The following is a 24,561-nucleotide window of genomic DNA, read 5'->3' on the forward strand; positions in this document are numbered from 1 at the left end:
GCTACAGCGGAAACGGTGGCGCGCCGACCCCGGCGATACGCAGATTCCCCCACGGGTCCCGCTCCTGGAGCACGCCGGGCGCGGGCGCACCGCCCGGTACGGTGAGGAACACCTGCCCGCGGCCGGGATCGGGTAATTCGCTCCCGTCGGCCGCGGAAATCCGCCCGTGCCAGTGGAATTGGCCGTCGATCGGATCGAGATGCCCGGTCAATGCCACGCGCACCGCCACCTCCGTGCCGGGCGCGTCCAGCAGTGCGGGCCCCGAATAGTCCGGCGCCGCTTCGGGTTCGGTGGATCCGGGGTGCGGGTCGGGCGGTGCGGGGGAGTCGCGCCGCGCCCGCCGGAATCTCACAGCAGCCCTCGCCGCCGCCAGAGACGCTTGCCGATCGGCCCCATCAGCCCCTGCGTGTCCAGGAACGCACCGAGATTCGCGGCCCCGAGCCCGAGCGCCCGCCTCGAATGCGGGTTGGCGCGGGCCAGCCTGCGGGCCGCCCGCCCCTTCTCGATGCCCGCGCGGGCGTACATGTGCCAGTTGGTCATCAGGTAGACGAACAGGGGAGCGGCGACCGCGACACACAGTCGCGTGTACTGCAATTCGGCCTTCGACATGGTCGGCACCCGGTCTGCCAGGGCCGCGCGCGCGAACCCGATGTGCCGTGCCTCCTCGGTGACGTGAATCCGCATGGCCCGCGCCACGAGTGGCTGCAGCTGTGGATCGTCGAGGGTGCGGCGCTGCAGTGCGTCGAAGATTTCCTCGCCCACCAGCGCGCCCACCCACATCATCGAGCCCCGCAGGAACAGCTGCAGGGCGCTGATCGTCCAGCGCTCGAACCGGTTGGGCCAGTACGGCCGCGTCCCGATCCGTTCGATGAGCTTGCCGAACATCATCATGTGCCGGCATTCGTCGCCCATCTCGGTGAGGGTGTAGTGCGCGTGCCGGGAGGTCGGATCGCCAGCCATGAGCTCGCGTAGCAGCAGCCGGTTGAGCAGGTTCTCGAACCAGATGCCGACCGACAGCACATTGGCCAGCTCCTCGCGGGAGAGCTCGCGGCGCCGGGCGGGCGTCATGGCCTCCCACAGCGGGGTGCCGTAGAGGGAGACGAGCTCGGGCGGCAGGAAGAGTTTGTCCGGATCCAGCGGGGCGTCCCAGTTCATGTCGACCACCGGGTCGTAGGACTTCTTGACCGATCCGGTCAGCAAGCGCTGAGCGAAGGACTCACGCCCGGACAGTGTGGCGGCCGTGGGGGCGGAGACGGCGTTGTCGCCCATGACAGCTCCTGATTTGTTACTGGTACGGGCCGTTACACTCAGATTAGTGCTACATACTGTCTCGGTCAACGGTGAGGTGAGTATCGTGAGGCCCGTGACCGGCACCCGACGCAGCCCCGCGCAGCCCTCCCTTCGGGGCCGAGAGCGTGCGGCCGACGGTCGCAGCACCCGCTGGAACGGTCACAAGGCCCAGCGCCGTGCCGACATGCTCGATGCCGCGCTGGCTGTCATCGAGGAGAACGGCACCGAGATCTCGGTCCAGCAGATCGCGGACCGGCTGCAGGTCCCGCGCCCGGTCGTCTACCGGCACTTCGACGGCCGCGCCGACCTCGACGGCGCCATCCGTCGCCACATCCTGGAATCCCTGACCGCCGAACTGCTGCCGCGCCTGCACCCCGACGGCACCGTCCGCGACCTGGTGCGCGGCGCGGTCGGCAGCTATGTCGGCTGGGTCGAACGCCACCCGGAACTGCACCGCTTCCTGGCCGCCGGCGACCCGCACGGCGAGGCCTCGACCGCCCTGGCCGGCGCCCGCGACCGCATCGGCGGCCGGCTCGCCGACCTGTTCGCCGACGCCCTCGAGCGCTTCGGCATCGACCGGAATCGCGCCCGCCCCATGGCCTTCGGCACCGTCGGCTTCGTCGACGGCGTGGTCAACAGCTGGCGCGCTGCCCCCACCCTGTCCTCCGAGCAAGTCGAGGGCATCCTCACCGAATCGGTCCTGGCGCTGCTCGAGGGCAATGCCCGCAGCCTGGACGTCCCGCTCACCCGCGACACCGTGGTGAGCGAACTGCTGTCCCGCACGGAGGCCGCGCGGGTGGTGTAAACAGCACGACCGAAGGAGGAAGTCATGCGGTTTCGTTCTGCCACATCCGGTTTCGTCCTTGCCGACACCACCGCCGAGCCCGGGTCCGTCACCGTCACCTCCGCCTCGCCCGTCGACGCGACCGGCTCGGGTGGCATACGACCGGTCAGTGGTCTCCGCGCTCGGTGAGCGCGCGGTAGCTGCGGTTCCACAGCCACTCGACCGGCCCGCGGTCGAAGCGGCGCAGCCAGATGTGGGCGAATACCAGCATGAGCGCGCAGACCAGCACATAGATCCCGGCGGTGAACGGCACCCGCGCATTGGCAGACACCAGGCTCGCCAGCCCGAGACCCCAGCCGTAGCAGAGGAATCCCGACACCAGGTTCTGAACGATATAGCAGCTCAACGCCATTCGGCCCACCTCGGCGAAGCGGCGCGCGACGAAGCCGGGGTCCTGGCGGTGCGCGTAGCCCTCCGCGACCAGGGCCAGGATGCCGAGCGAGACCAGCGGCGCGGTGCCATAGCGGGCCAGCAGGATCAGGTCGCCGCCGGCCAGGCCCAGGATCAGATCGATCGGTGCGGCGACCGTGAACCCGATCACCATGAGGCGCTTCCGAATTCGCGCACCTTCGGGCCGGAACACCCCGGCCCGGAACAGTCGCGCGCCCATCAGGAACAGCGCGATCGACATCGGGAAGATGAAGACCGGCTCCAGCCGGAACAGCAGCACGTGATCCCAGCGGAATGCCACCAGATCCCAGAACGACCCGTCCGCATACGGATTCGGGTCCAGCGGCCGGTGTCCGCCGCCCCCGCCCCCTGGGCCCAGTACGATCGCCACGGCGATCAGCGACAGCATGGTGAGGTGGATGGCCGCCGCCACGATCAGCCAGCGCCGTTGCGCCTTCGGGCTCGTCGCCAGGATGAACGCCACCACCAGCCCGGTGACCGCGTACCCCATCAGCACGTCGAACTCGGCGACGAAGAAGAAGTTGACCAGCCCGTCGAGCAGCAGCAGTCCGGCCCGCACCGGATATCCGCCCGGCCAGGACCGGCCACCGCGCACCGCCGATCGCTGCTGGATAGCCAGCCCGATGCCGAACATGATGGTCAGCAGTCCGAGGAACTTTCCCTGCGCGAGTTGTTGCAGCAACCGCTCGGTCCACAGCCAGGCTCCGTGCGGTTCGTGACTGCGCGCGACATAGCCGAGCAGCCCTTCGGCATTGGTGAAGATCCAGATATTGGTGCCCAGCGTCCCCAGGATGGCGATGCCGCGCAGCACGTCCAGTGCCGCCAGCCGACCCGAACGCGGCTGCGCGGAAACGGGATTCGGCTCCTCGGCCGGGGTGGGCGCCAACGCCGGGCGCGGGGCGGAAGCCGATTCGACCATGCCGGTCATTGTGCCGTCGTCGCAGTTCGGCGCGGATCGCCCGGGAGAACGACCCCGACTACGACCAGCGAATGACCCCAACCCGGACAGTCCACCCCCGTCCGGGCGTGCCTTTCGCCTAGGCTCGATCGCATGCAGCGCATCATCGGAATCGAGGTCGAGTACGGCATTTCGACGCCTACCGAGCCGTCGGCCAACCCGATTCTCACGTCCACCCAGGCGGTGCTCGCCTACGCCGCGGCCGAGGGCGTGCCGCGCGCCAAGCGCACACGCTGGGACTATGAGGTGGAATCGCCGTTGCGCGACGCGCGCGGTTTCGATCTCGGCCGGCTCAACGGGCCCGCGCCGGTGATCGACGCCGACGAGGTCGGCGCGGCCAATATGATCCTCACCAACGGAGCCCGCCTCTACGTCGACCACGCCCATCCGGAGTACTCCGCCCCCGAGGTCACCGACCCGCTGGACGCGGTCATCTGGGACAAGGCCGGTGAGCGCGTCATGGAGGCCGCCGCCCGCTACGCCTCCAGCGTCCCCGGCGCCCCGCGCATGCAGCTGTACAAGAACAATGTCGACGGCAAGGGCGCCTCCTACGGCACCCACGAGAACTACCTCATGAGCCGCGAGACCCCGTTCAACCAGATCATCCTGGGCCTGACCCCGTTCTTCGCGTCCCGCCAGGTGATCTGCGGCTCCGGCCGGGTCGGCATCGGCCAGTCCGGTGACCAGCCCGGTTTCCAGCTGTCGCAGCGCGCGGACTACATCGAGGTCGAGGTCGGCCTGGAGACCACCCTCAAGCGCGGCATCATCAACACTCGCGACGAACCGCACGCCGACGCCGACAAGTACCGCCGCCTGCACGTCATCATCGGCGACGCCAACCTCGCCGAATGGTCCACCTACCTCAAGGTCGGCACCACCGCCCTGGTGCTGGACCTGATCGAGGCCGGCGAGGACCTCTCGGATCTGCAGCTTGCCCGCCCGGTCACCGCCGTGCACACCATCAGCCACGACCCGACTCTGCGTGCCACCGTTGCGCTTTCGGACGGCCGCGAACTGACCGGCCTTGCGCTGCAACGCATCTACCTCGACCGGGTCGAGAAGTTCATGGACCGGACCGGAAACGACGACGAGCGCACCAAGGACGTCATCGAGAAGTGGGCCCACGTGCTGGACCTGCTCGAGCGTGACCCCCTCGAAACCGCAGACCTGCTCGACTGGACCGCCAAACTGCGCCTGCTCGAGGGCATGCGCAACCGTGAGGGCCTGTCCTGGGCCGCCCCCAAGCTGCACCTGGTCGACCTGCAGTACTCGGATGTGCGCCTGGACAAGGGCCTCTTCAACCGCCTGGTGGCCCGTGGCTCCATGCAGCGCCTGGTGACCGAGCAGGAGGTCACCGACGCCATGACCAACCCGCCCACCGATACCCGCGCCTACTTCCGTGGCGAGTGCCTGCGCCGCTTCGGCGCGGATATCGCGGCCGCGAGCTGGGATTCGGTCATCTTCGACCTGGGCGGCGACTCCCTGGTCCGCATCCCCACCCTGGAGCCCCGCCGCGGCACCAAGTCCCACGTGGGCAAACTCCTGGACGGCGTGCACACCGCCTCCGAACTGGTCCAGCAGCTGACCCACTAGGCCATGCGAAAGGGGTACGGGAGCTGAACCCCGTGCCCCTTTCTCGTGTCCGCGACATGGCGGCGGGGAGATCGCGGCAACAGCACAATGACGCTTAATCCGGCATGTTGTCCCCGCTGGTGGGTAGTGTTGGGGGACGAGCATCGGATCTTCTCCGGTGCTCGCCGATGATCACAGAGGAGGTCGGCTGCTATGGCACAAGAGCAGACCAAGCGCGCCGGTGGCGGCGACGAGGACGAGGGCCCGATCGGCGACGGTGGGGCGGGACAGGAGCGTCGCGAGAAGCTGGCGGAGGAAACCGACGACCTGCTCGACGAGATCGACGACGTGCTCGAGGAGAACGCGGAGGACTTCGTCCGCGCATACGTGCAGAAGGGCGGCCAGTGACCCAAGGTGACCCCCTGCGGCTCCAGTTGGGGTTCGCCCAATCCTCTTTCTCCGAGTACCTGCGTTTGCACGCTCCGGAACTGTTGCCCGGCAACGGAATCCGACCCGACGGCACGCACCCCAATCCGGGCGTGCCGTCGGACATAGCGCCACACGGCACCACCATCGTCGCGGTCAGCTACCGCGGCGGTGTGCTGATCGCGGGCGATCGCCGCGCCACCCAGGGCAACCTGCTGGCCAGCCGTGACATCGAGAAGGTGTACATCACCGACACCTACTCCGCGGCCGGCATCGCCGGCACCGCGGGTATGGCGATCGAGATGATCCGCCTGTTCGCGGTGGAACTCGAGTACTACGAGAAGATCGAGGGCGTGCCCCTCACCTTCGACGGCAAGTCCAACAAGCTGTCGAAGATGGTGCGCGACAACCTCCCCGCGGCCCTGCAGGGTCTCGCGGTGGTGCCGCTGCTGGTCGGCTTCGACCCGGCCGCGCAGGACCCGGACAAGACCGGGCGCATCGTGTCCTACGACGTGGTCGGCGGCCGCAGCGAAGAGCGTTTCGGGTACACCGCGGTGGGGTCGGGTTCGCTGTTCGCCAAGTCGTCGCTGAAGAAGACCTACGCGCGCGGGATCGATCAGGACCGGGCGCTGCGGATCGCGATCGAATCGCTCTTCGACGCCGCTGACGACGACACCGCCACCGGCGGGCCCGACACGATGCGGAACATCTACCCGACCGCGATCGTGATCGACGCCGAGGGCTCCGAGGAAGTGACCGAGGAGCGCCTGAAGGAGATCACGCGGGCGATGGTGGAGGAGCGGGCCGCGCTGGCGGCAGAGGGGATCGGCGAAGCATGACACTGCCGTATTACGCGTCGGCCGAACAGATCATGCGCGACAAGACCGAACTTGCGCGCAAGGGCATCGCACGGGGCCGCAGTGTCGTGGTGTTGGTGTACGACAAGGGCGTGGTGTTCGTGGCCGAGAACCCCTCGGCCACGCTCCACAAGATCAGTGAACTCTACGACCGGGTCGCGTTCGCCGCGGTCGGCAAGTACAACGAGTTCGAGGCGCTGCGCCGCGGGGGCATCCTGCAGGCGGATCTGCGCGGCTACCAGTTCGACCGCCGCGATGTCACCGGCCGCTTCCTGGCCAACCTCTACGCGCAGAGCCTCGGCACCATCTTCACCGACCAGCTCAAGCCCTACGAGGTGGAGATCTGCGTCGCGGAGGTGGGTTATCCGGAGCAGTCCTCGAACTCGGTGCTCTACCGCATCAACTTCGACGGCTCCATCGTCGACGAGCGTGAATTCGTGGTGATGGGCGGCAACACCGACCCGATCACCACCGCCCTCAAGGCTTCGTACCAGCCCGGCATGGATCTGCATTCGGCCATCTCCACGGCGGTGGCCGCGCTGCAGAAGGCCGTCCCCGAGGGCGACAAGGACAAGCAGCGCACCCTGGGTTCCGCCTCGCTCGAGGTGGCAACCCTGGAGCAGTCCCGGCCGCGGCGGGCGTTCCGCCGCATCCAGGGCGCCGCGCTGCAGGAATTGGTGACCGGCAAGGCGCCGACCGCGAAAGCGGCGGCCGAGGCCGAGAAGCCGTCGAGCGGGGACCCGTCGTAGGGCCCGCGCCGGCGTAGGCAAATCCCGCTATTCGGGATAAGGCTCCTTTGCACTCTCAATAGCAGAGTGCAAAGGAGCCTTGCTTTTTCGCAGGGTAGAGCGCGTGCCACGTTGCATCCCGTGCTAAATCGTTGTGAATACGTTTGCATCAGCTGTCCGACAAGCCCGTTACCGGCGACAACTCCGCTGTAATGTCGATAGGGTGCAGCGACGAATCATGGGGATCGAGACCGAATTCGGGGTGACGTGCACGTTCCACGGTCACCGTCGGTTGAGTCCTGACGAGGTGGCCCGGTATCTGTTTCGCCGGGTAGTTTCCTGGGGCCGTAGCTCGAACGTGTTCCTTCGTAATGGTGCCCGGCTCTACCTCGATGTCGGTTCCCATCCGGAGTACGCCACGGCCGAATGTGACAGCCTGGTGCAGTTGGTCACCCACGACCGCGCCGGCGAGCGGGTTCTGGAGGATCTGCTCATAGACGCCGAGCAGCGGCTCGCGGAGGAGGGTATCGGCGGCGATATCTACCTGTTCAAGAACAACACCGACTCGGCGGGCAACTCCTACGGCTGCCACGAGAACTTCCTCGTGGTCCGCGCCGGCGAGTTCTCCCGGATCTCGGATGTGCTGCTGCCGTTCCTGGTCACCCGCCAGCTGATCTGCGGCGCGGGCAAGGTGCTCCAGACGCCGAAGGCGGCCACCTTCTGCCTGTCGCAGCGGGCCGAGCACATCTGGGAGGGCGTCTCCTCGGCGACCACCCGGTCCCGGCCGATCATCAACACCCGCGACGAGCCGCACGCCGATGCCGAGAAGTACCGGCGCCTGCACGTGATCGTGGGCGACTCGAACATGGCCGAGACCACCACCATGCTCAAGGTGGGCACGGCCTCGCTGGTGCTCGAGATGATCGAGGCGGGTGTCGCGTTCCGAGACTTCGCTCTGGACAACCCGATTCGCGCCATCCGCGAGGTGTCGCATGATCTGACCGGCCGTCGCCCGGTGCGGCTGGCCGGTGGCCGGCAGGCCTCGGCGCTCGACATCCAGCGTGAGTACTACGCCCGCGCCGTCGAGCACCTGCGCAACCGCGACCGCGACCCGCAGGTCGACGCCGTGGTGGATCTCTGGGGCCGCACCCTGGATGCCGTCGAGGCGCAGGACTTCGCCAAGGTGGACACCGAGATCGACTGGATCATCAAGCGCAAACTGTTCCAGCGCTACCAGGACCGCTACAACATGGAGCTGTCCGATCCCAAGATCGCCCAGCTGGATCTGGCCTACCACGACATCAAGCGCGGCCGCGGCGTCTTCGACCTGCTCGCCCGCAAGGGTCTGGCCAAGCGGATCACCGAGGACGAGGCGGTCGACGCGGCGGTGACCACGCCGCCGCAGACCACCCGCGCCAAACTGCGCGGCGATTTCATCACCGCCGCTCAGGAGGCGGGCCGCGACTTCACCGTCGACTGGGTCCACCTCAAGCTCAACGATCAGGCCCAGCGCACGGTGCTCTGCAAGGACCCGTTCCGCTCGGTCGACGAGCGCGTGGATCGCCTCATCGCCTCGATGTGAGCTGGTTTGGTTGATCACGGGCCGCGAACACTCGGATTCTCCGATTTCGGAGGACGCCCGAAGGTTCGCGGCCCGTCTCGTTCCGGACCGAGTGGAGCGGGGGAGTGGAGCGAGGGAAGAACGAGCCTTCACGGCTCCGCCTCCCCGCGCCTGGCCGCGAACCCCGCCGGAGCGCGGCGGAGGCAAATCGAACACAGTCCATTACTCTCTATCGGGTGGCGATATCCAAGGTCGAGCGGTTGATGAATCTGGTTATCGCGCTGCTGTCCACCCGGCAGTTCCTGACCGCGGAGCGCATCCGGGAGTCGGTCGCCGGGTACGAGGAGTCCGCGAGCGACGAGGCGTTCAGCCGGATGTTCGAGCGCGACAAGAACGAGCTGCGCGATCTGGGCATACCCCTGGAAATCGGTCCGGTGAGCCGGTATTCGGGTGTCGAGGGCTATCGCATCAACCGGGATGCGTACGAACTGCCCGATATCGATCTGACCAGCGAGGAGTCCGCCGCGGTCGCGGTCGCGGTGCAGCTGTGGGAGTCCCCGGAGCTGGCCGCGGCCGCCGAGGGCGGTCTGCTCAAGCTGCGCGCGGCCGGTATTCATGTGGAGCCCGATGCCGGGGTGTCGGCGGTGCCCGCGGTCCCGGCCCGCACCCGCGGCTCGGAACCGGTGCTCGGCAAACTGCTCGCGGCCATCGACGCCGGCCGGGCGGTGACGTTCAAACACCGGCAGTCCCACGGGGATCCGGTGGAACGGGACGTGCAGCCCTGGGGTGTGGTCACCCACCACGGCCGCTGGTATCTGGTCGCGCACGACAATGTCCGCGACGCGCAGCGCGTGTTCCGTATCTCCCGTATCGACGAGGACGTCACCGAGTACGGTCCGGCCAATGCCGTGCACAAGCCCGAGGACCTGGACCTGCGGGCCGTGGTCGCCGAGGTCACCGCGCAGACCCCGATCAGTGGCTCGGCCACGGTGTGGGTGGCCGAGGGCCGCGGGCAGGAGATCCGCCGGCTCGGGCCGGTCATGGAGGACCGCGCGCTCGGCGGACGTCCCGGCTCGATCGTGGAGGTGCCCATCCGATCCCGGGACTGGCTGGCCCGGCTCATCACCGGACTCGGCGCGGATGCCCTGGTGCTCGCCCCGGAAGACCTGCGCGAGAATGTGATCGCGCGCCTGAAGTCGGTGCTGGAGCGGACGGAGGTGTCGGCATGAGCGAGGCTGCGTCGCGGAAACGCCGGGGAGACAATGTGATCGACGCCACCGGCGCGCGCCGGGGCGGAACCGGTGACGGCGCACGGGCTTCCGAGGGTGCGAAGGACCGGCGGGGGAGCGCGGCGGCCAGCACCAGCCGGCTGTCGACCCGGCTGGCCCGGCTGCTCAACATGATTCCGTATTTCCAGGCCAATCCGGGTATCAGCGCGGCGGAGGCGGCGGCCGAACTCGGCGTGTCCTCCAAGCAGCTGATGGCCGATCTCAACCAGCTGTGGATGTGCGGCCTACCCGGGTACGGTCCGGGCGATCTCATCGACCTGTCCTTCTCCGAGGAGAGCATCGAGGTCACCTTCTCCGCGGGCATCGACCGCCCGCTGCGGCTCACCTCCCTGGAGGCGACCGCGCTGCTGGTGGCGCTGCGCTCCATCGCGGACCTGCCCGGCATGGTGGACCCGAGCGCGGCGCACGCCGCCATCGCGAAGATCGAATCCGCCATCACCGGGCGGGAATTCGCTGGACCGCCGCTCCCCGTGCCGGTCGAGGCCCCCGCTGTGGCGACCGTCCGGTCCGCGCTGGAGCGGGATCACGCGCTGTGCCTGGTCTATTACTCGGCGAGCCGCGACGTGGTCTCCGAGCGGATCGTGGACCCGATCCGAATCGTGCTGGTGGACAACAACAGCTACCTGCAGGCGTGGTGCCGGCAGGCCGAGGGCGTGCGCCTGTTCCGGCTCGACCGCATCGAGGAGGCCACCGAGCTCGCCGAGCCGGCCCGCCCGCCCGCCGAGGCGGCCGCGGACGAGACCGCCGCCCTAGACCTGTTCGTCGACGATCCCGCGGTCCCGCTGGCGCGCTTGCTGATTCGCCCCGACTACGCCTGGGTGCTCGAGCAGTACCCGATGCATCGGGTCACCGCCCACCCGGACGGCAGCGTCGAGGCCACCATGCGCTTCGCCACCCTGGACTGGATGGCGCGCCTGCTGCTCGGTTTCGGCGCCGGCGTCACCGTGCTCGGCCCGGCCGAACTGGTGACCGCGGTGCGCGAGCGGTCCAGCTCGGCGCTGGCCGCCTACGCCGGGCTCGAGGGGGTCGGTCCCGCTTGAGTTTCCGCGTGACGGTGCTGGGGGCGGGCAGCATCGGCTGCTACGTCGGCGGCCGGCTCGCCGCGGCGGGGGCCGAGGTCACCTTCGTCGGACGGCCGCGCCTGGTGGAGGAACTGCGCACCTTCGGGCTGCAGCTCACCGATCTGGACGGCAATGACGCGCGGGTCGAACCGGATGCCTTCCGTGCGGTCACCGAGCCCGCCGGTGACGCCGATCTGGTGCTGATCACCGTGAAATCCGCGGCCACGGCGACCGCCGCCGCCGAACTGGCCGACCTGGTGCGGCCCGGCACGGTGGTGATCAGCCTGCAGAACGGCATCGGCAACGACGCGGTCATCCGCGAGCTCTTGCCTACCTGCGTGGTGCTGGCCGGGATGGTCATGTTCAATGTCGTCCATCATGGCCAGGGCCGCTTCCACCGCGGCACCGCGGGCGGGGTCGACGTCGCCGACGACCCGGTGCTCGACCGCTTCGGCCCGGTCTTCGCCAATTCCGGTCTGGGCTTCGAACGGTATACCGATCTGCTGCCCATCCAGTGGGCGAAGCTGCTGCTCAACCTCAACAACCCCATCAACGCGCTGTCGGGCCGCCCGCTGCGCGAAGAGCTCGGCACCCGCGACTACCGCCGCTGCCTGGCCCTGGCCCAGCGGGAGGCGCTGGACGTCATGGCGGCGGCCCGCATCCGCCCGGCCCGGCTCACGCCGCTGCCGCCGGAGATCATGGCCCGGCTGCTGACCGTGCCCGATGGCGTCTTCCGACGGGTTGCCGGGAAGGTGCTGGCGGTCGATCCGGTGGCCCGCTCGTCCATGGCCGACGACCTGGCTGCCGGGCGCAAAACCGAAATCCCTTGGCTGTGCGGTGAAATCGTGAGCCTCGGGACCATGGTAGGAATACCCACGCCGGTGAACCAGCAGCTGATCGAACTCGTGTCAGCTGCGGAGAACGGCGACCGGCGCACCTGGTCGGGCCCGGAATTGCTGGAACAGCTCACCAACGCCGCGCGTGACGGCGCGGCGAACAAGGGTTGACAACGAGCTTCGCGATGTGCGGGTCCGGTAGCATCGGACTCACCAGAGTCTTTGGAGGTAATGGAATGACAGGCGCCATCAGCCCGTGGCACTTGCTGATCGTCGTGCTGATCTTCTTGCTGTTCTTCGGTTCGAAGCGCATGCCCGACGCGGCCCGCAGCCTGGGTCGCTCGATGCGCATCTTCAAGACCGAGGTCAGCCAGATGCAGAACGAGGGCAAGACGGGCGAGGCCGCTCCCGAGGCCCAGGCCCAGCCGGTGCAGCCGCCGGCCCAGCTGCCGCCCGCCCAGCCGGTGCAGCCCACGCCGCAGCCGAACGATCAGCAGAAGGCCTGAGACCACGACCATCCGGGATGAGCGCCGCTCATCCCGGATGAGGCGTTGTCCGGGTCCGGTTTCTCCGGATCTTCAGGGGCGTGCAGTCGCGCCCGCGTCTTCTTTGGCCGCAAGGCGGAGGCAGTCACACACACATGCGCATCCCGTTCGATCCCCGGCGCAGTAAGCGCCGCACGAACCCCGACGGCACCATGTCCTTGGTGGAGCACCTCTCGGAGCTCCGCAGGCGCTTGCTCATCGCGCTGGCGTGGGTCGCGATCGGCACCCTGTTCGGGTTCTTCTGGTACTCGCATTCGATCTTCGGGATCGAGAGTCTCGGTGAGATCCTGCGCGGCCCCTACTGTGATCTGCCCGCTTCCTCGCGGGCCAATCTGAGCGCCGACGGCGCCTGCCGATTGCTGGCGACCGCGCCCTTCGAGCAGTTCACGCTGCGTCTGAAGGTCGGCACCACCGCGGGTGTGGTGCTGGCCAGCCCGTTCTGGCTGTATCAGCTGTGGGCATTCATCACGCCCGGCCTGTACGCCAAGGAACGCAAGTACGCGATCTCGTTCGTGGCGGCGGGCGCGGCGCTGTTCGTCACCGGTGCGGTGCTGGCGTACTGGGTGGTCGCCCACGCGCTCAGCTTCCTGATGACCATCGGCAACAACGTGCAGATCACCGCGCTGAGCGGTGCGCAGTACTTCAGCTTCATCATCAAGCTGCTGGTGATCTTCGGTGTCAGCTTCGAAACCCCTTTGCTCATCGTGGGTTTGAACTTCCTCGGGGTGCTGACCTATCAGCGGCTCACCAAGTGGCGGCGCGGACTGATCTTCGGCCTGTTCGTGTTCGCGGCCATCGTGACCCCGCAGGACCCGATCTCCATGCTGTCGCTGGCACTCGCGCTGACGCTGTTGTTCGAGATCGCGGTGCAGTTCGCGCGCCTCAACGACAAGCGCCGGGCCCGCAATGCGGAGGCCTGGGACAAGCTGGCCGACGACGAGGCGTCTCCGCTGGACACCGCGCCCGGCGGCGTCGACGCCCCGACTCCGGTGCCGACCGCGGAACCGGTGGCCGCGACACCGCTCGAGAAAACAACGCGAGGCGTGTCGGATTACTCCGATACTCTCTGAAAAGTGACATCAAGGTCGCTTACTGGCGAACTGGCGGCATTCGCCGCCGAACTGAAATTCGAGCTCGATCCGTTCCAGCGGCAGTCGTGTGCGGCGCTCGAGGGCGGGCACAGTGTGCTCGTCTGCGCGCCCACCGGCGCCGGCAAAACCGTGGTCGGCGAGTTCGCGGTGCACCTGGCGCTGGCCGCGGGCGGGAAGTGTTTCTACACCACGCCCATCAAGGCGCTCTCGAACCAGAAGTTCGCCGATCTCACCGAACGTTATGGTCGTGACGAGGTCGGCTTGCTGACCGGCGACCAGTCCATCAACCCCGGCGCCTCGGTGGTGGTGATGACCACCGAGGTGCTGCGCAACATGCTGTACGCGAGTTCCGATGCGCTGCGCGGGCTTTCGTATGTCGTCATGGACGAGGTGCACTACCTGGCCGACCGCTTCCGCGGCGCGGTGTGGGAGGAGGTCATCCTGCACCTCCCGCCGGAGGTGCGCCTGGTCAGCCTGTCCGCGACGGTCTCCAATGCCGAGGAGTTCGGCGCGTGGATGGAGACCGTGCGCGGCGACACCGCGGTGATCGTGGACGAGACCCGGCCGGTGCCGCTGTGGCAGCACGTCATGGTCGGCAGGCGCATGTTCGACCTGTTCGACCCCAAGTCCAGCGACGCCAAGGTGATCGTGGACGGGGACTTGCAGCGCTACATCAAGCACCGCGAAGCCGTCGACCGGATGGACAATTGGGCGGTGCCCGGGCGCGGTCGTGGCGGGCCGCGGCGCTCGTTCCGGCCCATGCCGCGGCCGGAGGTGATCGCCCGGCTCGACGACGAGGGGCTGCTGCCCGCGATCACGTTCATTTTCAGCCGCGCCGGATGCGATGGGGCACTGGCACAGTGCGTGCGCTCGCGGCTGGATCTCTCGCGTGAGGACGATCGCGAGGCGATCGACGCCATCATCGAGAAGCACACCGGGGACCTGCCGCACAGTGACCTCGAGGTGCTCGGGTACTGGGAGTGGCGCGAGGCGCTGCACCGTGGTTTCGCCGCGCACCACGCGGGCATGCTGCCCGCCTTCCGGCACACGGTCGAGGAACTGTTCGTGCGCGGGCTGGTACGGGCCGTGTTCGCCACGGAGACACTGGCTCTCGGCATCAATATGCCGGCGCGGACCGTGGTGCTCGAGCGGCTGGTGAAGTTCAACGGTGAGAGCCACGCCGAGCTGACGCCGGGGGAGTACACGCAGCTCACCGGGCGGGCCGGGCGGCGCGGCATCGATGTCGAGGGCCACGCGGTGGTGCTGTGGCAACCGGAGGTGGACACCAGCGCGGTGGCGGGTCTGGCATCGACGCGGACCTATCCGCTGCGGTCGTCGTTCCGGCCGGGCTACAACATGTCCATCAATCTGGTCGATCGCATGGGCGCGGTGGAGTCGCGGGCGCTGCTGGAGCGGTCCTTCGCCCAGTTCCAGGCGGACCGGTCGGTCGTGGGCCTGGTGCGGGGCATCGAACGCAACGAGGCCCAGCTACGCAAGCTGCGCTCGCAGCTCGGCGACGAGAGCTTCTTCGAATACATCCAGCTGCGCGAACGCATCCGGGACCGGGAACGGCACCTGGAACGACAGGGCCGCACCGACCGGCGGCAGGCCGCGGTGGCCGCGCTCACCGCACTGCGGCGCGGGGACGTGGTGGCGATTCCGTCCGGACGCCGCCAGGGTCTGGCCGTGATCCTGGAACCCGATGCGACACCGGGCGATCCGCGTCCGCTGGTGCTCACCGAGGACAAATGGGCGGGCCGGGTCTCGGCCGCGGACTTCCCGACCCCGGCCGAATCGCTGGGCCGGCTGCGGCTGCCCAAGCATGTCGACCATCGCACCGCGCGGGTGCGCCGTGACCTGGCCTCCGCGCTGCGCAGCACCGGCATCACCGCGCCCCGGCGCGGGCGGCAGGGCGGCGGCAAGTCCAAGGCCGCCGACGACCGCGACCTGCAGACCCTGCGGCGGGCGTTGCGCAATCATCCGGCGCACTCGCGGCCGGATCGGGAACAGCTGGCGCGTATCGGCGAACGCTACAACCGGGTCGAGCGCGAGACCGAGCACCTGCGCCAGCAGGTGGCGGCCACCACCAACTCCCTGGCGCGCACCTTCGACCGCATCCTCGGGCTGCTCGAGGAGCGTGGCTACGTCGAGCACGGCGAGGTCACCCAGGACGGCCGCCGCCTGGCCCGCATCTATGCCGAGGCGGATCTGGTTGTGGCGGAAAGCCTTCGGCAGGGACTGTGGCGCGGGCTCGGCCCTGCCGAGCTGGCCGCGGTGGTGTCCATCCTGGTTTACGAATCCCGGCAGGAGGGCGGCTACCTGGGCGCTTCGGGCCCGACCGCGCCGATTCGCCGGGCCGTCGACGCCACCATCGAAGTGTGGTCGCAGCTGCGCGCCGACGAGTCCCGGCACCGGGTGCAGCCCACCCGGGAACCTGACCTCGGTTTCGTCACGGGCGTTTACACCTGGGCCCGCGGCGACGACCTCGCCGATGCGCTGCTCGCCAGTGGCGATCGCGGAAACCCGCTCTCCGCAGGCGATTTCGTGCGCTGGTGCCGCCAGGTCATCGATCTGCTGGACCAGATTCACAACACCGCCGACGACGTCGAGGTGGCGGCCACCGCGAGCAAAGCGGTGCGGGCCATCCGCCGGGGTGTCGTAGCCGTGGACGCGGCGTAGTAGATACGACTGTGCTTTGATTCTTGGATGTACCGACCGCAGCGGGAACACGAGCGTGTTCCCGCTCGGGGGGCTAGCGTGAGTACAACGGATTGCTATTGGAGGCAAGCAGATGAGCGGCCCGTACGGACCGAATGACGCCCCTGGCCAAGGGGGAGGCAACGATCCGACGCAGCAGTGGGGCGGTCAGCAGCCCGCGCCCGGCGCCGGACCGACTCAGCAGTGGGGTGGCCAGCAGCCCGCGCAGCCGACCACGCAGTGGGGCGACCCGTCGCAACAGCAGCAGCCGGCCCAGCAGTGGGGGCAGAGCCAGCCGCAGCAACCCGTGCAGCAGCCGTGGGGGCAGTCGCAGCCACAGCAGCCGGTGCAGCAGCCGTGGGGGCAGAGTCAGCCGCAGTGGCAGCAGCCGCAGGGCGACCAGCAGTGGGGGCAGTCGCAGCCGCAGTGGCCGCAGCAGGGTCAGCCTGGTCAGCAGGACTGGAACCAGCAGGCCGGCCAGCAGTGGCCGCAGCCGCAGCAGCCGCCCGCCGGAAAGAAGAAGACCGGTCTGATCATTGGGATCGTGGTCGCCGTCGTGGTGGTGCTGGCCGCGGCGGGCGGCGGTCTGGCCTGGCTGCTGAGCAAGGACCAGCTGGACAACAAGGCCGTGCAGTCCGGGGTGCAGAAGGTGCTCAAGGACTCCTACGGCATCGACGACGTCCAGGATGTGAGCTGCCCGTCGGGTCAGAAGGTCGAGGTCGACAAGACCTTCGACTGCACCCTCAAGGTGGGTGGCGAGAGCAAGAAGGTGACCATCAAGATCACCAAGGATGACGGCACCTACGAGGTCGGCCGCCCCAGCTGATTTTTTCGGGCGGGGGAAGTTGGCAATTGTGTTGGGCCCGGGCGTGATCGGACGATCGCAGCCGGGCCCTCGCGTTTGCCAGGGGTTGGCTAATCGTCGATGACGAGTACAGTGGGCCGAAATCTTCTGGTTGATCGTGATCGGGGGCGAGATGAATTCGACTGTTCGTATCGCGGGCTGGACCGCGACCGTGGTGGCGGTGGCGAGCGCCGGGCTGGCGTCCGTGCCGTTCGCGGGCGCCGAGGCAGCGGGTCCGGTGGTCAACGACTGCATTACCGATAAAGCCGATGTGCAGCCTGCCGGCATGGTGCTGGCGTGTGGCGACGGCGGGCTCAGCATCCGCGACATCACCTGGAGCAGTTGGGGTCCCGACACCGCCGAGGGCGACGGCACCGAGCACCGGCGGGTATGCCAGCCGAGCTGTGCCGCCGGGAAGACCGCCACCGGCACCACCCACATCACCCTGCGCAATCTGCGGGACAGCTATTTCACCGAGGCCGCCATCACCGATCTCGACGGCAAGTCCGAGACCTGGCCCGTGGGCCCGCTACGGCACTGATCAGCGCTTGGCCATGGCGGTGATGAGCCGCTTGACCGGGTTCTCGGCGTTGTAGGCGGTGGCCAGTTCCGCGAGGCGATCCGGGTCCGCCGGAGTGACGGGCAACCGGTCCGGGCCCGAGTGAGCGACGTCGGCATCCCTGACGACCCGGACGACGGGGGCCGCGGCCTTCAGATAGTCGTCGGCGGCAACCAGTTTCGCGCGCACACCCTTGGCGAGATCGGAGTCCGGATCGGCGGCCGCGGCGCGCAGGGCCTCCACCGAGCCGAAACGGGAGATGAGCTGGGCGGCGGACTTGTCGCCGATGCCCGCGACGCCGGGCAGACCGTCGGAGGCGTCACCGCGCAGGGTGGCCATATCGGCGTAGGCGGGGCCCGCATTCTCTTCCGGCACACCGTATTTGGCGGACACCTCGGCGGGGCCCCAGAGCTCCGCCTTGGCCAGTCCGCGGCCGACGTAGAAGACGCGCACCGGGGGTGTCGGGGTGTCGCGGACCAGCTGCAGCAGGTCCCGATCTCCGCTGACGACGATCACCGCGTCGGTGCCTTCCCGGGTGGCCAGGGTGCCGATCACATCATCGGCCTCCAGGCCCTCGGCCCCGGCGGTCGCGATGCCGGCGGCCTCGAGTACCTCCATGATCATGTCGACCTGCGGGGTGAGGGTATCCGGCACTTCCTCGGCCACGACCCCGTCGACCGACTCGCGGGCATCCTCGGCCACCCGATGAGCCTTGTACGACGGCAGCAGGTCCACCCGGAACTGCGGCCGCCAATCCAGGTCCAGGCAGACCACCAAGCGGCTCGGCGCATGCTGCTTGACCAGCGCGGCGACCATGTCGGTGAACCCACGCAACGCATTGACCGGCCGCCCGTCGGGTGCGGTGATCTTCTCCGGGATCGCATAGAACGCCCGGAACCACAGACTGGCCCCATCGAGCAGCAGCAGCGGACCGGCGGCAGGGGTGCTCATAGCGCTCGACCCTACCGGGACCGGCCGACAGGTCCACGCAGCGCGGCGAAGGAGTCGGGCGCAGCGGGAATTCATGTGCTCCGCCCGCCGGGCGATTGCTCATCGGACTCGGCATGGTGGCGTGCTGGTGCGGCCGAAAGACCATGTCATTCGCGGGAGGGTCGAAACGTACTGGGCCGCAGCGGGGTCGGGGTGCCTTCCGGTGGTGGCACAGGGTGCTGGGGGTGCGAAGTTCGGCGGTGGCTGGAGGGTGGCGAGGCTGGGGAGTAGCGTCGGTGGGCATGAGCGCTCATGACGAGTCACGGTTCGCGGCGGAGGTCTACGGGTCACGGATGGAGCGGGCGGCCGAGTTGGCGCGCAACGCTCATCTCGACGCGTTGCTCATTACACCGGGTCCTGACCTGCGGTTCCTCATGGGGTCGCGGGCGCAGTCCTTCGAGCGGCTGACCTGTCTGGTGATCCCGGCCAGCGGGGAGACGCCCTCGGTGGTGATCCCGAAGCTGGAGCTGGCCTCGCTGAAGGGATCGGCGGCCGGTGAGCTGGGGTTGCAGATCGTGGACTGGGTGGACGGGGTGGACCCGTACCGCATTGTCCGGAACGTGCTCAATGCCGGTGCGCGGGTGGCGGTCACCGATGTCATGCCCGCCCTGCACCTGCTGCCCATCGCCGATCAGCTTGGCTCGCTACCGGTTTCGGCCACCCCGCTGCTACGGCGGCTGCGAATGGTCAAGGACCCCAGTGAGATCGAGGCCCTGCGCCGGGCCGGCGCGGCCATCGATCGGGTGCACGCCCGCATGGCCGAGTTCCTGCGTCCCGGCCGCACCGAGGCCGAGGTGGGCGCGGATATCGCGGCCGCCATTGTCGAGGAGGGCCACACCGAGGCCGACTTCGTCATCGTGGGCAGCGGCCCGCACGGCGCGGACCCGCACCACCTGGTATCGGACCGGGTGATCGAGCCGGGCGACGTGGTCGTGATCGATATCGGCGGTCCGGTCGAGCCCGGCTACTTCTCCGATTCCACCCGCACCTACGTGCTGGGCGAGCCGAGCGAGGAGGTGGCCGCGCAGTTCGCCGAACTGGAACGCGCTCAGGCCGCCGCGGTGGCCGCCGTGCGCCCGGGTGTCACCGCCGAATCCATCGATGCCGCCGCCCGCGATGTGCTGGCCGCGGCCGATCTGGCCGACTACTTCGTGCACCGCACCGGGCACGGCATCGGACTGTCGGTGCACGAGGAACCCTACATCGTGGCCGGCAACGACCTGGTCCTCGCTCCGGGCATGGCTTTCAGCATCGAGCCGGGCATCTACTTCCCAGGGGTCTGGGGCGCACGCATCGAGGACATCGTGATCGTCACCGAGGACGGCTGCGAGTCGATGAACAACCGCCCCCACGGACTGACTCGCCTATAGCACCGGCCGCCTTCGGCCTCCACAGGTACGACGGACCGGGCCCGCCCCGGATCGATCACCTGCGCCGCCACGACTTCGCCGCGCGCGAGCACGTCGCCATGCACGCTTGGCACCCCGCCACGCGGCCGGCTTACTCGACATCGGGTCCGCCACTCGAGATGAGCGGCATTGCGGTCAATCCCGGGATTCGGGGATTCCTCCGCCGGTGGCCCGCGCATCGAAAGTGGCCGCGTAGCGCCAGAAGTCGCGCATGGCCTCGTCCGGTATCGGGCTGTCCACGCTCCGACCTGAGTCAGTCGGAGCGTGGATATGGCTCTCCCTCTCTGGTGCGCACTCGAGAGATTGGACGGGCCGTGTGCCGCAAAGTAATCGGTCGCGTTGCCCGAACCCGGATCGCCGGGATCGGCGTCAGTGCCCGGCGGCGTCGCCCTTGAAGACGCTGCTGGCCATCACGCGCTGCACATCGATGGCGATCACGACGCGGGTCGGGTTCTCCCGCGGCTGCCGGTAGCGCCCGGCGTAACGCTCGACCGCGTCGGCCACCGAATCCGGGTCGTCGAGCACGGTGGCGGGACCCTCGAGGGTGATCCAGCGCGGGCCGTCGACCTGGCTCACCGCCGCGTAGCCCGAGCGCCGCACATTGTTGACCTTGACCGACCCGTCATTGGTGATGATGCGCGCGATGCCGGACTCGGGATCCCAGGTGAACCCGACCGCGACCACATGCGGGGTGCCGTTGGCGCGCAGCGTGGAGAGGGTGGCGAGGTGGCGTTCGGTGACGAAGTCGGCGGCGGCGGGCGACAGTTCGGGGCGTGCGGCGGTGGTGGTCATGATCCGACGCTAGCAATCCGGACTCGGACGCACCGGACAGTGGTGCCCGGGTGGCAAACTGTGGGCCATGGGTTTCGGATCGCGGGACGTCGACAAGGGCGTCGTGCTGGTGCTCGGCGGGCGCAGTGAGATCGGGCTGGAGGTGGCGCGACGGCTGTCGCCCGGCCGGGTCGTGATTCTGGCGGCGCGCCGCAGTGACCAGCTACAGGAACAGACGAAGGAATTGCTGATCGCCGAGGCGGCGGCGGTGCACTGCGTCGAGTTCGACGCCGACGACATGGCGTCGCACCAGCCGCTGCTGGAGAAGATCATCGCCGAGCACGGACGCATCGGCGTGGCGGTGGTGGCGTTCGGGATTCTCGGGGATCAGGCTCGGGCCGAGGAGGATCCGGCGCACGCGGTCGAGATCGTGCTGACCGATTTCGTCGCCCAGGTCAACGTGCTCACCAGTCTGGCGAATCTGCTGCGCGAGCAGGGCGACGGTCAGATCGTGGTGTTCAGCTCCATCGCAGGTGTGCGGGTGCGGCGCGGGAACTACGTCTACGGCTCGGCCAAGACCGGCCTGGACGGATTCGCGACCGGGTTGCAGATGGCGTTGCACGGCAGCGGAGTTCATCTGCTCATGGTGCGATCCGGATTCGTCATCGGGCGCATGACGGCCGGGATGGAGCCCGCGCCGCTATCGAGCACACCCGATCAGGTGGCCGACGCGGTGGTGGCGGGGCTGTATCGGCGGGGGCGGGATGTGGCGGTGCCGCGGCGGATTCGGTTGCTGTTCGTGGCCATGCGCTATGTGCCGTACTCGGTGTGGCGTCGGATGCCGCGATGACCGGAACCTCGCGCCCGTTGGTGCCGATTCCGGTGATCGGGATCGGCGCTGACGGCTGGGACGGTCTGGGCGGCGCGGCGCGGCGCGAGATCGCCGCGTGCGAGGTATTGCTCGGCTCCGCACGGCAATTGGTGCTGATCCCCGCGGACGCGGCGAAGGCAGAACGAGTGCCGTGGCCCTCGCCGCTGGTGCCCGCGCTGCCGAGGCTGCTGGAGCGGTACGCGGGTCGGCGGCTCGGTGTGCTGGCCAGCGGCGACCCCATGTTCTTCGGTATCGGCGTGACCTTGACGAAACTGCTTGGGGCGCAGGCCCTGCGGGTGCTGCCCCAGCCGTCGTCGGCGTCGCTGGCGTGCGCGCGGCTGGGCTGGGCGCTCAACGAGACACCGGTGGTGAGCGCGGTCGGGCGGCGGGTGGAGACGGTGCTCCCGGAATTGTCCGGCGGTCGCCGGGTCTTGGTGTTGAGCTCCGACCAGCACACTCCGGCACAGCTCGCGGAGCTGCTGGCGCGCAATGGCTTCGGCAGGTCGGCGCTCACGGTGCTGGAACAGCTCGGCGGGCCGGACGAACGGATCGTGCACGGCACCGCCGCGCAGTGGGACCACCCGGCCGGGGATGCGCTGAACATCGTGGCCATCGACGGTGTCTCCGATCGGGTTTCGCCGCGCCTGACGCGGATGCCGGGCCTGCCCGACGAGGTGTACAGCGGGGACGGTCAGCTCACCAAGGCCGAGGTGCGGGTGCTGACGCTCGCGGCGCTGGCGCCCGCGCCGGGTGAGCTGCTGTGGGATGTCGGGGGCGGTTCGGGCACCATCGCCATCGAGTGGTGCCGCACGAACCCGGCGTGCCGGGCGGTTGCGTTCGAGCGAATGGAGAACCGCCGCAAGCAGATTGCGGCCAATGCCACGGTCCTGGGCGTTCCGGGTGTGGAGGTACGTGGCGCGGCCCCGGAGTCGTTCGCGGAGCTGCCTGCGCCGGACGCACTGTTCATCGGCGGTGGCCTGACCCAGGACGGCATGTTCGACGCCTGCTGGGAGCGGCTGCGCCCGGGCGGCCGGCTGGTCGCGAATGCGGTGACCGCCGAATCCGATGCGCTGCTGCTGCACCTGGCCGAGCGGCACGGCGGTGCCTTGCGCCGCTTCCAGGTCTATCGGGCCGAGCCGCTGGGCGGCTTCACCGCTTGGCGGCCACAGCTGCCGGTGACACAGTGGTCCGCCGTGAAACCCGTTGCGGCAGAGAGTTAATCGGTCGGGGGCAGGGCGAGCGGACCGGGCTCGAACACGGTCACCAGCACGGTGAGGTCGCCGTAGGGCGTGTTCCCGTTGGCGAGGCGGTGCGCGGCCCGGGCGAGGGCGGTGCGCCACCCGTACTTGGCCTCGATCTCGGTCTGTACCCGGGGCACGAAGGTACCCGCGGTGAGGAGGCGGGCGGTGCCCTGGAACTGGCGGGAACCGAGTTTGGGATGGCCGCGCCAGTCGCCGGGCTGCACCAGCACCCGGCCGTCCTCGGCGAGTTGCTCGGCCTCGGTGGAGTACGACGAGGTCCGGAAGGCGAGACCGTTGTCGCCGATGGGGATCACGAGCCGTGGCACGGTGATCAGCTGGCGCGGACCCGCTGCCCGGGTCACCAGTACCGTTTTCGCCTGCTGCCAGACGGCGGCCGGGCCGGAGATTTCGCCGCGCACCGGTATCGGGGCGGGCGCCGCCGCGGGGCGGGCGAACTGGGTGCGCGCGGCCGCCGGGTCGATCATCATGTCGGTCATCACCTTCGATCCTTCCGTGCCGAATTCCACTGCCGGGCTCGGTGCCGGGCGCGGAGCGAGGCGGTGCGGCGGCACCACACAGCGTTTGCCATATATTCGCTCATTGGGCCGCGACCATCTCGCCGTGAGTCGGTGCGGCACTGCGGCGCAAGAGCGACACACGGGGCAACCCATTGAGTTTCATCACATGGCACTTGTGGGCCACCCTGCCCCAACACTTCTCGACCACGTCGAGCCCGTCCCCTTCGATAGTCCAGGCCTTCCGCGGATCTGGCAAGGACGCTGGTCAGGCGTGTTGAATCTTGTAGCGGGGAGGTCGCTCGTGGCGGAAGATCCACGGCAGTAGGGCCGGGGTGGTCGCTGCGAAGCCCCTGAGCCACCAGGTCGGCGAAGGTGCGCGCCAGGGGAGCGAGCGCCTCCCAGCGGCGCACCGCCCACCCGACCGTCAGCGGGGACGGGAAGGGCAAGGGCAGGAACCGCACCGGTCTGTCCGCAGCGGCGTCGTAGCGAAGCGCGGGCACGAGGGCATGACCGAATCCCGGTGCGGCCAGCGGGACCGCCGTATTCCAGCCGGCGGCACCGGCATCGGCCGGGGTGATCCCGAGGCGGGTGAGCGCGGCGTCGAGATGAACGCGGGACACGGGCCGTGCACGCCGCCTGCGCGCGGCGCCAGGTGTGTTTACTGGCATCATGTCACTGTTCGCTCGAATGGTTTCCGCCGGTGCGCAATTCGCGAACCGCCGTGGCGTCTATGCCGGGCGTCGATCCACGAAGGTCCATGTCCGCGTCTATCGGTGGTCGCGGGGGAGGCTGGGTGGGCACCTGCCCGGTCGCCGTGGCGCGCGGATTCTGCTGCTCGATCATGTCGGGGCGAAGAGCGGTGTGCGGCGTGCGTCGCCGGTGATCTACGTGGAGGCCGGGGACGCGGTGGCGATCGCGGCGTCCAAGGCCGGCCAGCGCGTTCATCCGGCCTGGTTCCACAATCTGAAGGCCAATCCGGACACCGTGATTCAGATCGGCGGCCAGGTGCTGCCGGTGCGGGCTCGGGTGGCCGATCCGGGCGAACGGGACCGGCTGTGGCCGGAGTTCGTCGCGGCGGTACCGGATTTCGCCTTCTATCAGCGGCAGGCGGGACAGCGGGTGATACCGATCGTCCTTCTCGAACCCAGGTGACGCCGGCACGACCCGGCAGGTGTGGAACATGGTTGGTCGG

24 protein-coding genes are annotated in these 24,561 nt (G+C 68.9%); 18 read left to right on the forward strand and 6 right to left on the reverse strand.

Translation table 11 applies throughout. The features are described 5' to 3' along the window. Position 1: 1 nt before the first annotated feature. Together ABZ909_RS06540 and ABZ909_RS06545 are read right to left on the reverse strand one after the other, a co-directional pair. Positions 2 to 352 (reverse strand): DUF4873 domain-containing protein, encoded by a 351-nt coding sequence (locus ABZ909_RS06540; protein ID WP_356996629.1) that lies wholly within the window; start codon positions 350 to 352, stop codon positions 2 to 4. Then, entirely contained in the window at positions 349 to 1,269 is a 921-nt protein-coding gene (locus ABZ909_RS06545; protein WP_356996630.1) for a diiron oxygenase, read from the reverse strand. Before ABZ909_RS06545 ends, ABZ909_RS06540 begins: the two co-directional genes overlap by 4 nt. Before the next feature lie 94 nt (positions 1,270 to 1,363). Between ABZ909_RS06545 and ABZ909_RS06550 the strand changes: the two genes are divergently transcribed. Continuing rightward, positions 1,364 to 2,095, forward strand: coding sequence for a TetR/AcrR family transcriptional regulator (locus tag ABZ909_RS06550; protein ID WP_356996631.1), 732 nt, complete (start codon positions 1,364 to 1,366; stop codon positions 2,093 to 2,095). 145 nt (positions 2,096 to 2,240) lie between these two features. On the opposite strand, the gene ABZ909_RS06555 is transcribed toward ABZ909_RS06550, so the two are convergent. Further along, complete coding sequence (locus ABZ909_RS06555) at positions 2,241 to 3,464, reverse strand: DUF418 domain-containing protein (protein ID WP_356996633.1); 1,224 nt, start codon at positions 3,462 to 3,464, stop codon at positions 2,241 to 2,243. Between the two features lie 132 nt (positions 3,465 to 3,596). On the opposite strand from ABZ909_RS06555, the gene dop reads away from it, so the two are divergent. The 13 genes from dop to ABZ909_RS06620 all read left to right on the forward strand — a co-directional run bounded on the left by dop (position 3,597) and on the right by ABZ909_RS06620 (position 17,551). Then, complete coding sequence (gene dop, locus ABZ909_RS06560; RefSeq protein WP_356996635.1) at positions 3,597 to 5,096, forward strand: depupylase/deamidase Dop; 1,500 nt, start codon at positions 3,597 to 3,599, stop codon at positions 5,094 to 5,096. Positions 5,097 to 5,288: 192 nt separating this feature from the next. Further along, positions 5,289 to 5,483, forward strand: a complete 195-nt coding sequence (locus ABZ909_RS06565) for a ubiquitin-like protein Pup (RefSeq protein WP_040857423.1) — start codon at positions 5,289 to 5,291, stop codon at positions 5,481 to 5,483. Then, on the forward strand, positions 5,480 to 6,340 hold the full coding sequence (prcB, locus tag ABZ909_RS06570) for a proteasome subunit beta (protein ID WP_356996637.1): 861 nt from the start codon (positions 5,480 to 5,482) through the stop codon (positions 6,338 to 6,340). Before ABZ909_RS06565 ends, prcB begins: the two co-directional genes overlap by 4 nt. Further along, positions 6,337 to 7,107: a proteasome subunit alpha gene (gene prcA, locus ABZ909_RS06575; protein ID WP_356996638.1), complete on the forward strand. Its 771-nt coding sequence runs from the start codon at positions 6,337 to 6,339 to the stop codon at positions 7,105 to 7,107. The genes prcB and prcA overlap by 4 nt, the downstream gene beginning before the upstream one ends. 202 nt (positions 7,108 to 7,309) lie before the next feature. Next, positions 7,310 to 8,668, forward strand: coding sequence for a Pup--protein ligase (gene pafA, locus ABZ909_RS06580; protein ID WP_354832174.1), 1,359 nt, complete (start codon positions 7,310 to 7,312; stop codon positions 8,666 to 8,668). Between the two features lie 215 nt (positions 8,669 to 8,883). Next, positions 8,884 to 9,876 (forward strand): YafY family protein, encoded by a 993-nt coding sequence (locus tag ABZ909_RS06585; protein WP_356996641.1) that lies wholly within the window; start codon positions 8,884 to 8,886, stop codon positions 9,874 to 9,876. Continuing rightward, the gene (locus ABZ909_RS06590; protein WP_356996643.1) at positions 9,873 to 10,976 is read left to right on the forward strand and encodes a YafY family protein; all 1,104 of its coding nucleotides are present in this window, start codon (positions 9,873 to 9,875) and stop codon (positions 10,974 to 10,976) included. The genes ABZ909_RS06585 and ABZ909_RS06590 overlap by 4 nt, the downstream gene beginning before the upstream one ends. An 8-nt stretch (positions 10,977 to 10,984) precedes the next feature. Next, positions 10,985 to 12,004: a 2-dehydropantoate 2-reductase gene (locus tag ABZ909_RS06595; protein ID WP_356996645.1), complete on the forward strand. Its 1,020-nt coding sequence runs from the start codon at positions 10,985 to 10,987 to the stop codon at positions 12,002 to 12,004. 65 nt (positions 12,005 to 12,069) lie between these two features. After that, positions 12,070 to 12,339 carry a Sec-independent protein translocase subunit TatA gene (gene tatA / locus ABZ909_RS06600; RefSeq protein ID WP_354832182.1) on the forward strand — a complete coding sequence of 90 codons (270 nt, stop codon included), beginning with the start codon at positions 12,070 to 12,072 and terminating at the stop codon, positions 12,337 to 12,339. 134 nt (positions 12,340 to 12,473) lie between these two features. Next, complete coding sequence (gene tatC / locus ABZ909_RS06605) at positions 12,474 to 13,448, forward strand: twin-arginine translocase subunit TatC (protein ID WP_356996647.1); 975 nt, start codon at positions 12,474 to 12,476, stop codon at positions 13,446 to 13,448. A gap of 3 nt (positions 13,449 to 13,451) precedes the next feature. Beyond that, on the forward strand, positions 13,452 to 16,148 hold the full coding sequence (locus tag ABZ909_RS06610; protein WP_356996648.1) for an RNA helicase: 2,697 nt from the start codon (positions 13,452 to 13,454) through the stop codon (positions 16,146 to 16,148). A 112-nt stretch (positions 16,149 to 16,260) separates the two neighbouring features. Continuing rightward, complete coding sequence (locus ABZ909_RS06615) at positions 16,261 to 16,992, forward strand: DUF4333 domain-containing protein (protein ID WP_356996650.1); 732 nt, start codon at positions 16,261 to 16,263, stop codon at positions 16,990 to 16,992. Between the two features lie 151 nt (positions 16,993 to 17,143). After that, positions 17,144 to 17,551: a hypothetical protein gene (locus ABZ909_RS06620; protein ID WP_356996652.1), complete on the forward strand. Its 408-nt coding sequence runs from the start codon at positions 17,144 to 17,146 to the stop codon at positions 17,549 to 17,551. Here ABZ909_RS06620 and ABZ909_RS06625 read toward each other — a convergent pair whose 3' ends face one another. Continuing rightward, positions 17,552 to 18,520, reverse strand: a complete 969-nt coding sequence (locus ABZ909_RS06625; RefSeq protein ID WP_356996653.1) for a 5'-3' exonuclease — start codon at positions 18,518 to 18,520, stop codon at positions 17,552 to 17,554. A 281-nt stretch (positions 18,521 to 18,801) separates the two neighbouring features. Between ABZ909_RS06625 and ABZ909_RS06630 the strand changes: the two genes are divergently transcribed. Beyond that, positions 18,802 to 19,929 (forward strand): Xaa-Pro peptidase family protein, encoded by a 1,128-nt coding sequence (locus ABZ909_RS06630; protein ID WP_356996655.1) that lies wholly within the window; start codon positions 18,802 to 18,804, stop codon positions 19,927 to 19,929. 408 nt (positions 19,930 to 20,337) lie between these two features. On the opposite strand, the gene ABZ909_RS06635 is transcribed toward ABZ909_RS06630, so the two are convergent. Beyond that, entirely contained in the window at positions 20,338 to 20,760 is a 423-nt protein-coding gene (locus tag ABZ909_RS06635) for a PPOX class F420-dependent oxidoreductase (protein WP_356996657.1), read from the reverse strand. 67 nt (positions 20,761 to 20,827) lie between these two features. Here ABZ909_RS06635 and ABZ909_RS06640 point away from each other — a divergent pair, with 67 nt between their 5' ends. Both ABZ909_RS06640 and cbiE read left to right on the forward strand, forming a co-directional pair. Continuing rightward, positions 20,828 to 21,589 (forward strand): SDR family NAD(P)-dependent oxidoreductase, encoded by a 762-nt coding sequence (locus tag ABZ909_RS06640; RefSeq protein ID WP_356996659.1) that lies wholly within the window; start codon positions 20,828 to 20,830, stop codon positions 21,587 to 21,589. Continuing rightward, on the forward strand, positions 21,586 to 22,830 hold the full coding sequence (cbiE, locus tag ABZ909_RS06645; RefSeq protein ID WP_356996660.1) for a precorrin-6y C5,15-methyltransferase (decarboxylating) subunit CbiE: 1,245 nt from the start codon (positions 21,586 to 21,588) through the stop codon (positions 22,828 to 22,830). The genes ABZ909_RS06640 and cbiE overlap by 4 nt, the downstream gene beginning before the upstream one ends. Here cbiE and ABZ909_RS06650 read toward each other — a convergent pair. Beyond that, a complete protein-coding gene (locus ABZ909_RS06650) occupies positions 22,827 to 23,348 on the reverse strand; it encodes a hypothetical protein (RefSeq protein WP_356996661.1) in 522 nt (173 codons plus the stop codon). The two genes, cbiE and ABZ909_RS06650, sit on opposite strands and share 4 nt — an antisense overlap. A 690-nt stretch (positions 23,349 to 24,038) precedes the next feature. On the opposite strand from ABZ909_RS06650, the gene ABZ909_RS06655 reads away from it, so the two are divergent. Next, positions 24,039 to 24,521: a nitroreductase/quinone reductase family protein gene (locus ABZ909_RS06655; protein ID WP_356996663.1), complete on the forward strand. Its 483-nt coding sequence runs from the start codon at positions 24,039 to 24,041 to the stop codon at positions 24,519 to 24,521. Positions 24,522 to 24,561: the final 40 nt, after the last annotated feature.

It is taken from the genome of Nocardia sp. NPDC046763 (genome assembly GCF_040645495.1).
Classification (GTDB): domain Bacteria; phylum Actinomycetota; class Actinomycetes; order Mycobacteriales; family Mycobacteriaceae; genus Nocardia.